Annotated in this window: 11 protein-coding genes; 7 read left to right on the top strand and 4 right to left on the bottom strand. The window is 61.1% G+C overall.

Annotated features, from left to right (window positions below):
- Positions 1 to 165: 165 nt before the first annotated feature.
- From GKKCFE_RS09585 to GKKCFE_RS09575, 3 genes are read left to right on the top strand one after another with little or no spacing between them, the layout of a single operon-like run.
- The gene (locus GKKCFE_RS09585) at positions 166 to 1,731 is read left to right on the top strand and encodes an efflux transporter outer membrane subunit (protein ID WP_445577781.1); all 1,566 of its coding nucleotides are present in this window, start codon (positions 166 to 168) and stop codon (positions 1,729 to 1,731) included.
- A complete protein-coding gene (locus GKKCFE_RS09580) occupies positions 1,728 to 3,293 on the top strand; it encodes an MFS transporter (RefSeq protein ID WP_445577780.1) in 1,566 nt (521 codons plus the stop codon). Before GKKCFE_RS09585 ends, GKKCFE_RS09580 begins: the two co-directional genes overlap by 4 nt.
- Before the next feature lie 6 nt (positions 3,294 to 3,299).
- On the top strand, positions 3,300 to 4,331 hold the full coding sequence (locus tag GKKCFE_RS09575; RefSeq protein WP_139050506.1) for an HlyD family secretion protein: 1,032 nt from the start codon (positions 3,300 to 3,302) through the stop codon (positions 4,329 to 4,331).
- A 113-nt stretch (positions 4,332 to 4,444) separates the two neighbouring features.
- Here the strand turns inward: GKKCFE_RS09575 and GKKCFE_RS09570 are convergent, their stop codons facing one another.
- The 4 genes from GKKCFE_RS09570 to GKKCFE_RS09555 all read right to left on the bottom strand — a co-directional run bounded on the left by GKKCFE_RS09570 (position 4,445) and on the right by GKKCFE_RS09555 (position 8,274).
- Positions 4,445 to 5,371 carry a Gfo/Idh/MocA family protein gene (locus GKKCFE_RS09570; protein WP_445577779.1) on the bottom strand — a complete coding sequence of 309 codons (927 nt, stop codon included), beginning with the start codon at positions 5,369 to 5,371 and terminating at the stop codon, positions 4,445 to 4,447.
- 118 nt (positions 5,372 to 5,489) lie between these two features.
- Complete coding sequence (locus GKKCFE_RS09565; protein ID WP_076385256.1) at positions 5,490 to 6,284, bottom strand: DeoR/GlpR family DNA-binding transcription regulator; 795 nt, start codon at positions 6,282 to 6,284, stop codon at positions 5,490 to 5,492.
- A 225-nt stretch (positions 6,285 to 6,509) separates the two neighbouring features.
- The gene (locus GKKCFE_RS09560) at positions 6,510 to 6,851 is read right to left on the bottom strand and encodes a lipoprotein (protein WP_047228920.1); all 342 of its coding nucleotides are present in this window, start codon (positions 6,849 to 6,851) and stop codon (positions 6,510 to 6,512) included.
- 238 nt (positions 6,852 to 7,089) lie between these two features.
- Positions 7,090 to 8,274, bottom strand: coding sequence for a XylR family transcriptional regulator (locus tag GKKCFE_RS09555; protein ID WP_047228919.1), 1,185 nt, complete (start codon positions 8,272 to 8,274; stop codon positions 7,090 to 7,092).
- Between the two features lie 154 nt (positions 8,275 to 8,428).
- Between GKKCFE_RS09555 and xylA the strand changes: the two genes are divergently transcribed.
- The 4 genes from xylA to GKKCFE_RS09535 all read left to right on the top strand — a co-directional run bounded on the left by xylA (position 8,429) and on the right by GKKCFE_RS09535 (position 13,801).
- Complete coding sequence (gene xylA, locus GKKCFE_RS09550) at positions 8,429 to 9,745, top strand: xylose isomerase (protein ID WP_445577778.1); 1,317 nt, start codon at positions 8,429 to 8,431, stop codon at positions 9,743 to 9,745.
- Positions 9,746 to 9,891: 146 nt separating this feature from the next.
- A complete protein-coding gene (gene xylF, locus GKKCFE_RS09545) occupies positions 9,892 to 10,893 on the top strand; it encodes a D-xylose ABC transporter substrate-binding protein (RefSeq protein WP_047228917.1) in 1,002 nt (333 codons plus the stop codon).
- 214 nt (positions 10,894 to 11,107) lie between these two features.
- On the top strand, positions 11,108 to 12,664 hold the full coding sequence (gene xylG / locus GKKCFE_RS09540; protein ID WP_445577777.1) for a D-xylose ABC transporter ATP-binding protein: 1,557 nt from the start codon (positions 11,108 to 11,110) through the stop codon (positions 12,662 to 12,664).
- Entirely contained in the window at positions 12,665 to 13,801 is a 1,137-nt protein-coding gene (locus GKKCFE_RS09535) for a sugar ABC transporter permease (RefSeq protein WP_188251647.1), read from the top strand.
- Position 13,802 lies beyond the last annotated feature (1 nt).

Raw genomic sequence — 13,802 nt, 5'->3', positions numbered from 1 at the left:
ATATCTCCCCGCCACTGAGGTATGGCTTTGCTGAACCCATGTAGAAGTGCGCCTGCACGCCCGCGTCAATAACATGAATTCACAGCGAGCATGTCGCTGCCGAAGATTTATCGACGCCATGGCGCACGCTCGCCGGGCAACGCTGCAACCTTTCAGGAACAGGCAATGTCGGCTTTCAGAGAGTCACCCCCACGCATCCTGAAGTTCACGAGCGCAATCGCAACGCTTGGCGTGTTGTCCCTGGCCGGTTGTACGGCAGGCCCCGACTTCATGAAACCGGAAAGCGGGCTGAGGGCCGTAGAGCTGGCACCGCGGCCAGAACACGCGATTGTCGCCCCCATGTCCGATGCGGCAGTGCCCTCCCAATGGTGGTTGCTGTTCAACGACACGTTACTCGCCCAACTGCAATCGCGTGCCCAAGCGGGCAATCTTGATTTACAGATAGCCGGCGAACGCATTGAACAAAGCCGAGCGCAACTGGGCATCGCCTCTTCGCGCCTGTTACCCAGCGTGGATGCCAACGCCAGCTACGCCCGTGAGAGGCTCAGCGAACATGGCAAGTTCGCCGCGCTGGGTGCGCCTGTGGGCCCCGGCAATTTCTGGCAACTAGGCTTCGATGCCAGTTGGGAAATCGACCTTTGGGGCCGAGCGCAACGCGGGCGCGAGGGCGCTGCGGCGACCCTGCAAGCCACCATCCATGATCGCGAAGCCGCACAGGTAGCCTTGTCCGCCGAAGTGGCCAGAACTTATTTGCAATTGCGCGGAACCCAGGCGCAACTGGACATCGCCCAGCAAAACCTGACGATTGCCGAGCGCACGCTGGGGCTTGCCGAAAGCCGTGAGCGCAATGGTGTTGCCACGCGCTTCGAAACCTCGTCCGCTCGCGCGCAATTGGCGACAATCAAGGCCACGGTTCCCGAACTGACCCAACACCGCAATGCACAGATGAACGCACTGGCGTTGCTGCTGGGAGAGCAGCCCCGCGCACTGGATGTACAACTGCGTCAAGCCATGCCCTTGCCGTCGCTTCCAACCCACGTTCCGGTTGGCGTCTCTTCCGAATTGGCTCACCGACGCCCCGACATCCAGCGCGCCGAAGCGCAGCTGCATGCCGCTACCGCAGCCATCGGTGTCGCCAAGGCTGACTTTTACCCGCGTATCGGGCTCAAAGGTCGAATCGGCGTGGAAGCCTTCGAAAGCGGTGATCTCTCCAGTTGGGACTCCCGTGTTTTTTCCATCGGCCCGACGGTCTACTTGCCGATCTTCCAGGGCGGACGATTGACGCAACGCCTGGCCTTGAACGAATCACGGCAAAGAACGGCGGCGATCACCTATCGGCATACCGTATTGCGAGCCTGGCACGAGGTGGACAATGCCCTGGATGCCTGGGCTGCCCAACAGCGCCAGCACGAGGATTTGCTGGTTTCCTATGAACAGAACCGGCAGGCATTACGTGCCGCCGAACGAGGCTATGAACAAGGTGCAGCCGACTATCTGAGCGTGCTGACCGCGCAACTCAACCTGCTTGCCAGTCAGACCCGCCTCAATGCCAGCGCAACCGACGCCACGCTCACCGTGGTCAATCTCTACAAGTCGCTGGGGGGTGGTTGGGAGGCGGCGAGACTGCAGAGCACGCCGCAAGCGAGCATCGATGAGTCGCCCGCGTCTTCATCGGATGACCCGCTGGTCCGTGTCTCGCCTCGCTCAGCTCGCTCAAGGGCCGCCCCATGAACAGCGCCACATTGTTGCCAGCAACCGTCACGGCCAGCATAGCCCCCCAGGCCACGCCTTCAAAACGTCCGCTGGTGGGTCTGCTGGGGATTTTCATCGCCGCGATGATGGCTGGGTTGAATATCCGGGTCGGCGCATTGGCGTTGGCTGACATCAGGGGGGCCATGGGCCTGGGCTTCGACGACGGCTCGTGGTTAACCACGGCGTACAGTGCCGGGGAGTTGATTGCCATGCCCTTTTCAGCCTGGTTCGCCATTACCCTTTCAGTACGACGCCTGGAACTGTGGATGCTCGGCATCTGTGCACTGCTGGCGGCAATCCTGCCCTTGATCCATAACCTGGACCTGCTGCTGGCCTTGCGTTTTGTGCAAGGCATTGCCAGCGGCACGACGATTCCGTTGCTGATGATGGCGGCCCTGAAATTCCTGCCACCGCCCATCCGCCTATATGGTTTGGCGCTGTATGCGATGACCGCGACCTTCGCGCCCAATCTGTCCATCTGGTTGACCGGACACTGGACCGATGGTCTGAATGATTGGCGGTGGGTGTATTGGCAAATCATTCCCCTGGCGCTCATCGCGGGATGCCTGATCGCCTGGGGCCTGCCGAAGGAATCCATCCAGCAGCACCGTTTTCCACAGGCCAACTGGTTCGGCATGGCTTGCGGTGTACCGGCGCTCGGCCTGATTGCCATCGCCCTGGATCAAGGTGTACGGCTGGACTGGTTTCATTCGCCGTTGATCATCTCATCGCTAGTGGCTGGCCTGGCCCTGTTGGCTATCTACCTGGTGAGCGAGTGGTATCACCCTTCACCGTTCATCAAGTTGCAAATCCTGGGACGCCGCAACCTGGGACTGGGCTGCACGCTGTTCGTTTCCCTGCTGGTAGTGTTGATGTCCAGTTCACTGTTACCGGCAAGCTATCTCACCCCGCTTCAGCAGTATCGACCGTTGCAGATGGCGTCCATCGGCCTGATCGTCGCGCTGCCACAACTGATCCTTGGGCAGTTGGTGGCGCTGCTGCTGTACCAGAAGTGGGTTGATGCCCGCGTGGTATTCGCGTTGGGGCTGCTGCTGATCGCGCTGGCGTGTCTGTGCGGCGCGCAGTTGACCAGCGAATGGAATCGCGACCAGTTCGTCCTGGCGCAAACACTGCAAGCCCTTGGGCAACCGATGGCGGTGGTGTCGATGCTGTTCCTGATCACCAGCGTGGTACAGCCCTCCGAAGGACCTTATGTGTCCGGCACCATCAATACGCTACGCGCCTTCGGCTCGCTGATCGGCGCGGCGGCGGTCACCCAACTGATCACCGTGCGCAGTCGTTTCCATGGGGAAATGTTGCTGGACCAAACCGCCCTGGTCAGCAACATCTCTGCGGTTGCGCCTGAGCCGGCACAGCTGATGGGCATCATCAGCCAGCAGGCGCTGGTGCTGTCGATCGCCGACGCCTATCGCGTACTGGGTTTGCTCGCGCTGTTGCTGATTCCTCTCGTGCTGCGGCTGACCTGCATCCCCCCGCCTGTCACGCAAGTAGCCCCGTCACCTTCCTCCTCACACGGGTAACCCACCATGGCCTTACCAAAGAAAGCCCAGATCATCAGTGCCGTGTTGCTCGTCGGGGCAATCGGCGGCGTGCTGTATTTCAATCGTCCCGAATCCAGTGCATCGATCCAGTCCACGGACGATGCGTACGTCCACGCGGACTTCACCACGGTCGCGCCACAGGTATCGGGCACGGTTGAGACGGTGCTGGTCGAAGACAATCAGCCGGTCAACAAAGGCGACCTGCTGGCAACCCTCGATGACCGTGATTTCGTTGCCGCCGTGAACGCCGCCAAAGCCCAGCTCGCCAGCGCCCGTGCCGGAGTCGCCAGCTTGCAAGCACACCTGATCCAACAGGACACCGTCATACGCCAGGCACAGGCAGCGGTCGCCGCGGACAAGGCTGCGCTCAAGTTGGCCAAGGTCAATCATGCCCGTTATCGCAACCTGGCCACCGACGGCTCGGGAACCGTGCAAGCGCAGCAACAGGCCGAAGCGCAATTGAGCGTGCAACTGGCCAGTCGGGATAAAAGCCAGGCGGGTCTTCGGGCGGCTCGCCAGCAGGTAGACGTTCTCAAGGCCGACCTGGAAAAAGCCAAGGCAACCCTCGCCCACGCGCAGGCTGCGCTGGACCTCGCGAGACTGAAGCTGTCCTATACCCGAATCACCGCACCGATCAGCGGCACGATCGGGCAAAAATCGGTGCGCATCGGGGCTTTCGTCAACGCGGGAAAACCTTTGCTGGCAATCGTTCCGCTGGAGGCCGTGTACATCAGCGCGAACTTTCGCGAGACACAACTGGCCCGCGTCAAGACAGGTCAAACCGTGGAAATCGAGGTGGATGCGTTACCGGGCGAGGCGCTGCAAGGCACCGTACAAAGCCTGGGACCGGCCAGCGGCGTCAGCTACTCGACCGTGGCACCGCACAATGCCACGGGCAACTTCACCAAGATCGTCCAACGCTTGCCGGTGCGCATCCGCATCGATCCCGACCAGAGCGCTGCGGCAAAACTGCGGGTAGGCATGTCGGTCACACCGAGTATTCGTATCGGTGAATGATAGCTGGGACTGCCGGGTGCGAAGCGGCCGGAATTTTTGCTCGGATGACTTGCGGCAGAGGGATCTGATCCGGATGGGGTATGCACGGCCAGAATCGCCTCCCCCCTCAGTGGCTAGTCGTAAAACGGCTCAACCAAAGTCCGACTGCCAAGAAAAAAGCTGTCCGCCACCAGACGCAACGGCTGCAGGTCCAGGTCGCTGGCCTGGTCAGCAATCAACTGCTGGAAATGCCGATACACCGCCGCGTATTCACCTTCCTGGGAAACGGTCTGGCGAACGCCGTCGATGCTCAGCACTGCCCCACCGTTGTCCAGGCGCAGGAGGCCTTCGGTGCAGCGAATCTCGATGCTCCAGAGTTCGTCGTGACCGTGGTCGAAATCGAACTCCGCACGGACATCCAGGTGTTGCGCGTCGGACATCTTGATGCTGGCGGCAATCGGCGATTGGCAGTTACTCGGCACGCGCAGTTCTGCGGACTCAACGAACAGCGGCAGCGCCAGCAGATGGGTCACGATTGAAAACGCGTTGATGCCGGGATCGAATACACCCAGGCCTCCAGGCTGCCAGATCCAGGCCTGGCCGGGGTGCCACTTGCGTACGTCTTCCTTCCAGTCGATCTTGACGCTTTGCAGGGTGCGGCTGGCGAGCCAGTCACGGGCCGCCTCGATGCCGGGCGCGTAGCGTGAATGCCAGGCGAACAGACCACTGAGACCTTGCTCGCGTACCTGATCCACCAACGCCATCGCTTCACCCAGCGTGGCGCAGGGCGGCTTTTCTACCAGCACGTGTTTGCCCGCGGCCAACGCTTGTTGCACCAATGCGAATCGACCTTGTGGCGGTGTGCAAAACGCAATCGCATCGACCTGCGGGCCGTTTTCAAGCAGCTCGCCCAGGGACCGGAAATTCTCCACACCGGCGCAGGGCTGCCCTTGGGTGGCGACAGACACCAACTGGAACGCAGGGTTGGCGAGGATAGCGGGAACGTGTTGATCCTGGGCAATCTTGCCGTAGCCCACCAGACCGAGACGAATCGGTTGCATCGATGACTCCTGATTATTTTTGTACTTTTGATGGGCCAGCAAACTAGCGGTAAATCGCGTGGCCGACAATGGCTCGCCACACATGCGCTTGATTGTCGTGAGCGCTACAGCACACGCTTCACGCCTGCCGCGGTTCGCAGGGCGCGCTCATGACGTTGGCAATCCTGCCCAAGAACGGCTCCAGGCGTTCACCTGGCGCGTCGTGCTCCACCACCAGGGCGGTAACTTCTTCACACGACGCCACCTGATAGTGGGCAATGCTGGAGAGTTTTTCATTGGTCACGGCCACCACCACCTGACCGCTCGCCGCGACGACCGCGCGCTTGAACTCCGCGTCATCCAGGCCGAACGCTGTGATGCCATTGTCCGGGTCGATGGCGCAAGCGCCGAGAAAACACAGGTCAACATTGAACTGCCGCAGTTGCTGCACAGCCGCCAGCCCGATCACTCCGCCCGACGCCGTGTTCACGCGTCCGCCCAACAGGATCACCTCGGCGCAAGGCAGCTTCATCAGTTGCACGGCAATCAACGGCGAATTGGTGCTCAGCGTCAACTTAAGGCGTGGATCGATGGCGCCGGCAATCGCCAGGTTGGTCGAGCCGGCATCGATGAACACATGCTGGCCCGCCCTCAGCAACGAGGCCGCCGCCAGGCCGAGACTGTCCTTGCGCTCGACGTTCTGCCGTACTCGAACGGCCATCGGCCGTTCCACGGCCGGCAACAGGATCGCGCCGCCATAGACGCGCTTGCATAACCCCGCCGCCGCCAATACGCCAAGATCGCGCCGTATCGAGTGCTCGGAGACATTGAATTCGCTGGCCAGATCGGCCGCAATCACCCGACCATACAGGGCCAGACGCTCGCTGATCCGTTGCTGGCGTTCACCGGGGAACACTTCGTGAGTTGAAGTCATGGCATCTATAACCTTCATAAACGAGCACTAATTATCACCAACGAGCAAATATGCCGATTGCAGAGCCTCTCGTCAAACCTCAACGCCGGGGCAGCGGACCCAAGTGAATCTGCCCCCTCTTCCCCACAGGCAAAAAAACCCCGCCACCGAATGCGGTGCGGGGTAAAAAAATGGTTGGTTGCGGCCAACCAAAGGAGCACGGTGAAAAACCTGTATGGGCCGGCCTCAGATGCAGTCCTGTGCGGCACGTTCAAAACTCGAAGGCAGGAAGCTGGAAGCCAACAGACGCCGCTCGTAGATGAATACCTTGCCACCGTTCCCGGCCTTGTAGGCTTCCAGCACGTTGTCCGCCGACACCTTGCTTGGCACCACGATCCGGTAGCTGCGTTGGGACTGGGAGACGGTCGGGCTCATCGCGTGGTCCTGCAATTTCGGCACGACACAGTCGGCGTACTGGGCCGGCGTCTTGCTGGTCTGCAAGGTCAGGGTCGGGTCGTTCGGCGCGCTGGCACAACCGGCGAGCAACAAGGAGGCAAACGCCATGGAAGACGCAAATAAAAGGCGCATTGGTCTGGTCCTGAAAATAAAAGGTTGGTTCATCAGGCAACGGATCTGCGTTACGGGTTGCCGCCACTGCCAAGTGCATCTGGTGTGTGGCGGTCAGATGAGTGAAACCTCATCGCCCAACTGCTTGAGTTACCTGTTCGATGGGGGGGATTTTCCAGGCATTGCCGACAAAACAGAACTTGTGTTTCGTAATGATCACTATTGCTTCCAGCAATAGTTGCGGGCGGTGAAGACCGGTTCAGTGGCCTGTGCCGCCCCCCTGCTGATATTCGCGGGGCGTACAGCCAAACTCTCGACGAAACACCGTGTGCAGGTACTGCGCCGATTTGAAGCCGCAGTTCTGGGCGATGTCGGCAATCGCCGAGTCGGTGTTTTCCAAGCCCTGGGCGGCGGCGGCCAGTTTGAAGCGCAGGATCTCGTCGTGCACGCTGCAGCCCCGCGCCTTGCGAAAGTGCGCTTCCAGGGAGGAACGCGACACGCCCACATAGGCCGCCACTTGAGCGGTCTTGATGCCCTGGCAGGCATATTGGCGAATGAACAGCAGCGCTTGCATGACGTAAGGGTTGCCTAACGGTTGGTGCAGACTCGAGGCCTGGACGTTGATCGCATCCGGGGGTATCAGCACCTGCGTACCCGTGGACGGCATGCCGTGCAGCATCTGATGGAGCAGGCGCGCGGCGGTCCGACCCATGGTTTCGGTGCCCTGGATCACCGAACTCAGCGGCACCCGCGTCAGGGTGCGGGTCAGGGGGTCGTTGTCGATGCCGATCAGTGCCACCTGCTCCGGCACGGCGATTCCGGCGGTCAGGCAGGCCTGCAGCAGTTGCCGGGCACGGGCGTCACTGACGGCGATGATACCAATGGGTTTGGGCAGGCTTTGCAGCCAGGCGATCTGTTGTTCGACGGCGCTGTCCCAGAGCGGCGCGCTGGTGCCCATGCCGCGATAGACCTCGGCGTGCAGACCATCGCGTTGCAGCAGCCGGCGAAAGGCGTTTTCCCGTTCCTGGGCCCAGCGATTGGCTTGTGCTTGCGGCAGGCTGAAGCAGGCAAAGCGCGTCAACCCGGCCTCGATCAGGTGCTCGTACGCCAGCTTCATCAAGGCCTCATTGTCGGTGGCGACATAGGGAATGCCCTTCGGATAAGCGCGCTCATCCTGGTAAGAGCCGCCCACCGCCACCACCGGCAAGCCGATCCCGGTCAGCGCTTCGCCGATCAGCGGGTCATCGAAGTCGGCAATGATCCCGTCGCCCTGCCAGCGTTCGATGCCTTTCAACCGACAGAGAAAATCTTCCTCAAGGAACAGGTCCCAGGACGCGCGGGTGCTGCTCAGGTAGTTGCCGATGCCGCTGATGATGCCTCGGTCGTAGATCTTGCTGCCGTTGAACAACAACGCAATGCGGTGAACGGGCGGGACGGTTTTCATGGTTTTTACCCTGGGCCGATGACCACAGACTAGGCGGGTGACCGTCGGATCTCAATACTCAAAATCGCACTGTGCCTTGGTGATTTTCATAATCAGCGGCCACCGGGCCGGCGTTAGTATCGATACACCGCCAAGAACAATAAGGAAATCGCCCATGTCGTACTTTCCCGCCATCGACAAGGTTCGCTACGAAGGCCCCGCCAGCGACTCGCCTCTTGCTTTTCGCCACTACGACGCCGACAAACTCGTGCTCGGCAAGCCCATGCGCGAGCACCTGCGCATGGCGGTGTGCTACTGGCATACCTTTGTCTGGCCGGGATCCGATGTGTTCGGCGCCGGCACCTTCCAACGCCCGTGGCAGCATGCCGGCGACCCGATGGAACTGGCCATCGGCAAGGCCGAAGCGGCCTTCGAGTTCTTCTCCAAACTGGGCATCGACTACTACTGCTTTCATGACACCGATGTCGCCCCGGAAGGCCACTCGCTGAAGGAGTATCGCAACCACTTCGCGCAGATGGTCGACCACCTGGAGCGTCACCAGGAACAAACCGGGATCAAGCTGCTGTGGGGCACCGCCAACTGCTTCAGCAACCCGCGCTTTGCCGCAGGCGCCGCCAGCAACCCGGACCCGCAAGTGTTCGCCTGCGCCGCCGCCCAAGTGTTCAGCGCGATGAACGCCACCCTGCGTCTCAAGGGGGCCAACTACGTGTTGTGGGGCGGTCGTGAAGGTTACGAGACCCTGCTCAATACCGATCTGAAACGTGAGCGCGAGCAACTGGGCCGCTTCATGGGCATGGTGGTCGAGCACAAGCACAAGATCGGTTTCAAGGGCGATCTGCTGATCGAACCCAAGCCGCAGGAACCGACCAAGCACCAATACGATTACGACAGCGCCACGGTGTTCGGCTTCCTGCAACAGTTCGGCCTGGAAAAGGAGATCAAGGTCAACATCGAGGCCAACCACGCGACCCTGGCCGGGCACAGTTTCCATCATGAGATCGCCACAGCCGTCTCCCTGGGGATCTTCGGCAGCATCGACGCCAACCGTGGCGATCCGCAGAACGGCTGGGACACTGACCAGTTCCCCAACAGCGTCGAAGAGATGACCCTGGCCACCTATGAAATCCTCAAGGCCGGCGGGTTCAGCAATGGCGGCTTCAACTTCGACTCCAAGGTCCGTCGTCAGAGCCTGGACGAGATTGACCTGTTCCACGGCCACGTCGCGGCCATGGACGTCCTCGCCCAGGCCCTGGAACGTGCAGCGGCGATGGTGCAGAACGACCGCCTCCAGCAGTTCAAGGACCAACGCTACGCCGGCTGGCAGCAACCGTTCGGTCAGGCGGTGCTGGCGGGTGAGTTCAGCCTCGCTTCACTGGCCGAACACGCCTTCGACAACGAGCTCAATCCACAGGCTGTGAGTGGTCGGCAAGAGATGCTCGAAAACGTGGTCAACCGGTTCATCTACCCCTGACACCAGGCCCCGTTCGCTGCGCAGAGGTTGTTACATTCTCGCGACAAATCTCTGCTCGCGGCACGCCGGGAGTCTCTACAGTTCTACCCGCATCACGTTCATCGTCAGGCAGTGTCTTTCGAACAACAATAAAAGGACGCACCACCATGAAAAAACTGAAACTCACGCTGCTCGCCGGCGCCCTCGCCCTGCTCTCGCTTCCGGTCATGGCCGACGCCACCAACCCGAAAATCGGTTTCTCCATCGATGATCTGCGCCTGGAACGCTGGTCGCGGGACCGTGACTATTTCGTCGCGGCGGCGGAAAAAATGGACGCCAAAGTCTTCGTCCAGTCGGCCGATGCCAACGAGCAGAAACAGATTTCCCAGATCGAAAACCTCATCTCCCGTGGCGTCGATGTGATCGTCATCGTGCCGTTCAACGCCACCGTGTTGACCAATGCCGTGGCCGAAGCAAAGAAAGCCGGGATCAAGGTGGTGTCCTATGACCGACTGATCCTCAATGCCGACATCGACGCCTACATTTCCTTCGATAACGAAAAAGTCGGCGAGATGCAGGCCAGCGGCGTGTTGAAAGCCGCGCCCAAGGGCAACTACTTCTTGCTCGGCGGCGCGCCCACGGACAACAACGCCAAGGTCCTGCGCGAAGGCCAGATGAAAGTGCTGCAACCGGCCATCGACAAGGGCGATATCAAGATTGTCGGGCAACAGTGGGTCAAGGAATGGAACCCCACCGAAGCCTTGAGCATCGTTGAAAACGCCCTGACCCGGAACGACAACAAGATCGATGGCATCGTCGCCTCCAACGACGCCACCGCAGGTGGTGCCATCCAGGCACTGGCCGCGCAGAAAATGGCCGGCAAGGTGCCGATCTCGGGCCAGGACGCCGACCTGGCAGCGGTCAAGCGAGTGATCGACGGCACCCAGACCATGACCGTCTACAAGCCGCTGAAACTGATCGCCACCGAAGCGGCCAAGCTCTCGGTGCAACTGGCGCGTAACGAGAAACCCACCTACACCTCGCAATACGACAATGGCAGCAAGAAAGTCGACACCATCCTGCTCACCCCGACCCCGTTGACCAAGGACAACATCGACCTGCTGGAAAAAGATGGGTTCTATACCAAGGCGCAGATCGCTGGGCAGTGATCCTGGGACAACCCTGGGTTGGATGAGACCTGTGGGAGCGAGCCTGCTCGCGATAGCGGTGTTCAGTTTGCATCGATGTTGTATGTGCTGCCGCCATCGCGAGCAGGCTCGCTCCCACAGGGGCTTTGCTTGGCTAGCTGCATCTGAGATGCCTGGCCCCAGGGCTGTCACCACCTCTGCCTATGTGTGAGCCCTTTTCATATGAGCCCTCGCCATGTCCGACTACCTGCTGCAAATGAACGGCATCGTCAAAAGCTTCGGCGGTGTCAAAGCCCTCAATGGCATCGACATCAAGGTCAGGCCGGGTGAATGCGTCGGCCTGTGCGGTGAGAACGGCGCCGGTAAATCCACGCTGATGAAAGTCCTGTCGGCGGTCTACCCGTACGGCACCTGGGACGGTGAAATTGTCTGGGACGGACAGCCGCTCAAGGCGCAGTCCATCAGCGAAACCGAAGCCGCCGGGATCGTCATCATTCATCAGGAACTGACCCTGGTCCCCGACCTGTCGGTGGCCGAAAACATCTTCATGGGCCATGAGCTGACGCTGCCCGGCGGACGCATGAACTACCCGGCAATGATCCACCGTGCCGAAGCCCTGATGCGTGAACTCAAGGTGCCGGACATGAACGTCTCGCTGCCGGTTTCACAATACGGCGGGGGTTACCAGCAGTTGGTGGAAATCGCCAAGGCGCTGAACAAACAGGCGCGCCTGCTGATTCTCGATGAACCCTCCTCGGCCCTGACCCGCTCGGAAATCGAGGTGCTGCTGGACATCATCCGCGAACTCAAGGCCAAGGGCGTCGCCTGCGTGTACATCTCCCACAAGCTCGATGAAGTGGCCGCCGTGTGCGACACCATTTCGGTGATCCGCGACGGCAAACACATCGCCACCACCGCCATGACCGACATGGACATCCCGAAGATCATCACCCAGATGGTCGGACGAGAAATGAGCAACCTCTACCCCACCGAACCCCATGACATCGGCGAGGTGATTTTCGAGGCGCGCCATATCACCTGCTACGACGTCGACAACCCCAAACGCAAACGGGTCGACGACATTTCGTTCGTCCTCAAGCGCGGGGAAATCCTCGGCATCGCCGGGCTGGTCGGCGCCGGTCGCACGGAACTGGTGTCGGCGCTGTTCGGCGCCTACCCCGGCCGCCATGAAGGCGAAGTCTGGCTCGACGGCCAACCGATCGACACGCGCACGCCCCTCAAGTCAATCCGCGCAGGCCTGTGCATGGTGCCTGAAGACCGCAAGCGCCAAGGCATCATTCCCGACCTGGGGGTGGGCCAGAACATCACCCTGGCGGTGCTGGACAACTACTCGAAAATGACCCGCATCGACACCGAAGCGGAGTTGGGCAGCATCGACCGGGAAATCTCGCGCATGCACCTCAAGACCGCGAGCCCGTTCCTGCCGATCACCAGCCTCTCCGGCGGCAACCAGCAAAAAGCCGTGCTAGCCAAAATGCTGCTGACCCAACCGCGCGTGCTGATTCTCGATGAGCCGACCCGGGGCGTGGATGTCGGCGCCAAGTACGAGATCTACAAGCTGATGGGCGCGCTGGCCGCCGAAGGCGTGTCGATCATCATGGTGTCCTCGGAGCTGGCCGAAGTGCTGGGGGTGTCCGACCGCGTGCTGGTGATCGGCGAAGGCCAATTGCGCGGTGATTTCATCAACCACGAACTCACCCAGGAACAGGTGCTCGCCGCCGCCCTCAGCCACCCCGAAGACCATAACAATAATGATCGGAAGTCCGCGTAGATGAATCAGGTCAAGCAACTCTTCAGCCGCTACAAAATGCTCGCGCTGGTGATCGCCGTGGCGGTGATCTGGCTGTTTTTCAGTTGGCAGACCGAGGGCGGGTTCCTGACCCCGCGCAACCTCTCCAACCTGCTGCGGCAGATGTCCATCACCGGGATTCTGGCCTGCGGCATGGTGCTGGTGATCATCAGCGGCGAGATCGATCTGTCGGTGGGTTCACTGCTTGGATTGCTCGGTGGCCTGGCGGCGATTCTCGACGTGATCTATCACATCCCGCTGCTGGCGAACCTGAGCCTGGTCGCCTTGTGCGGCCTGATGATTGGCCTGGGTAACGGCTACATGACCGCCTACCTGCGCATCCCGTCGTTCATTGTCGGCCTGGGCGGCATGCTCGCCTTTCGCGGCATTCTGCTGGGGATTACCGACGGCACCACCATCGCCCCGGTGTCACCGGAGCTGGTCTACATCGGCCAGGGTTATTTGCCGCACTCCGTCGGCACGGGCCTGGGCGTGCTGCTGTTTGCCTTGACCCTGTTTCTGACCTGGAAACAGCGGCGCAATCGCGCCCTGCATGGCCTGGCGGCCCACTCCCTGGTGCGTGACGTATTGCGCGTGGTGCTGATCGGCGCGGTACTGACCGGGTTCGTCTATACCCTCAACAGCTACGACGGTATTCCGGTTCCCGTATTGCTTCTGCTGATTCTGCTCGGCGTGTTCAGCTACGTCACCAGCCAGACCGTGTTTGGGCGACGGGTCTACTCGGTGGGCAGCAACATGGAAGCCACACGCCTGTCCGGCATCAACGTGCAGGCGGTGAAGCTGTGGATCTTCGGCATCATGGGCGTGATGTGCGCCCTGGCGGGCGTGGTCAACACCGCGCGCCTGGCCGCGGGCTCACCCTCGGCCGGCAGCATGGGTGAACTCGACGCCATCGCCGCCTGCTTCATCGGCGGCACCTCCATGCGCGGCGGCTCCGGCACCGTCTACGGCGCCCTGCTCGGCGCGCTGGTGATCACCAGCCTGGACAACGGCATGTCCATGCTCGACGTCGACAGTTACTGGCAGATGATCGTCAAGGGCAGCATTCTGGTGCTGGCGGTGTGGGTGGATGTGAGTACACGCACGGGGCGGCGTTGAC

It is taken from the genome of Pseudomonas sp. E141 (genome assembly GCF_052659885.1).
Note: the sequence above shows the minus strand (reverse complement) of the source record. Positions and strands in the feature narration are given on the sequence as shown.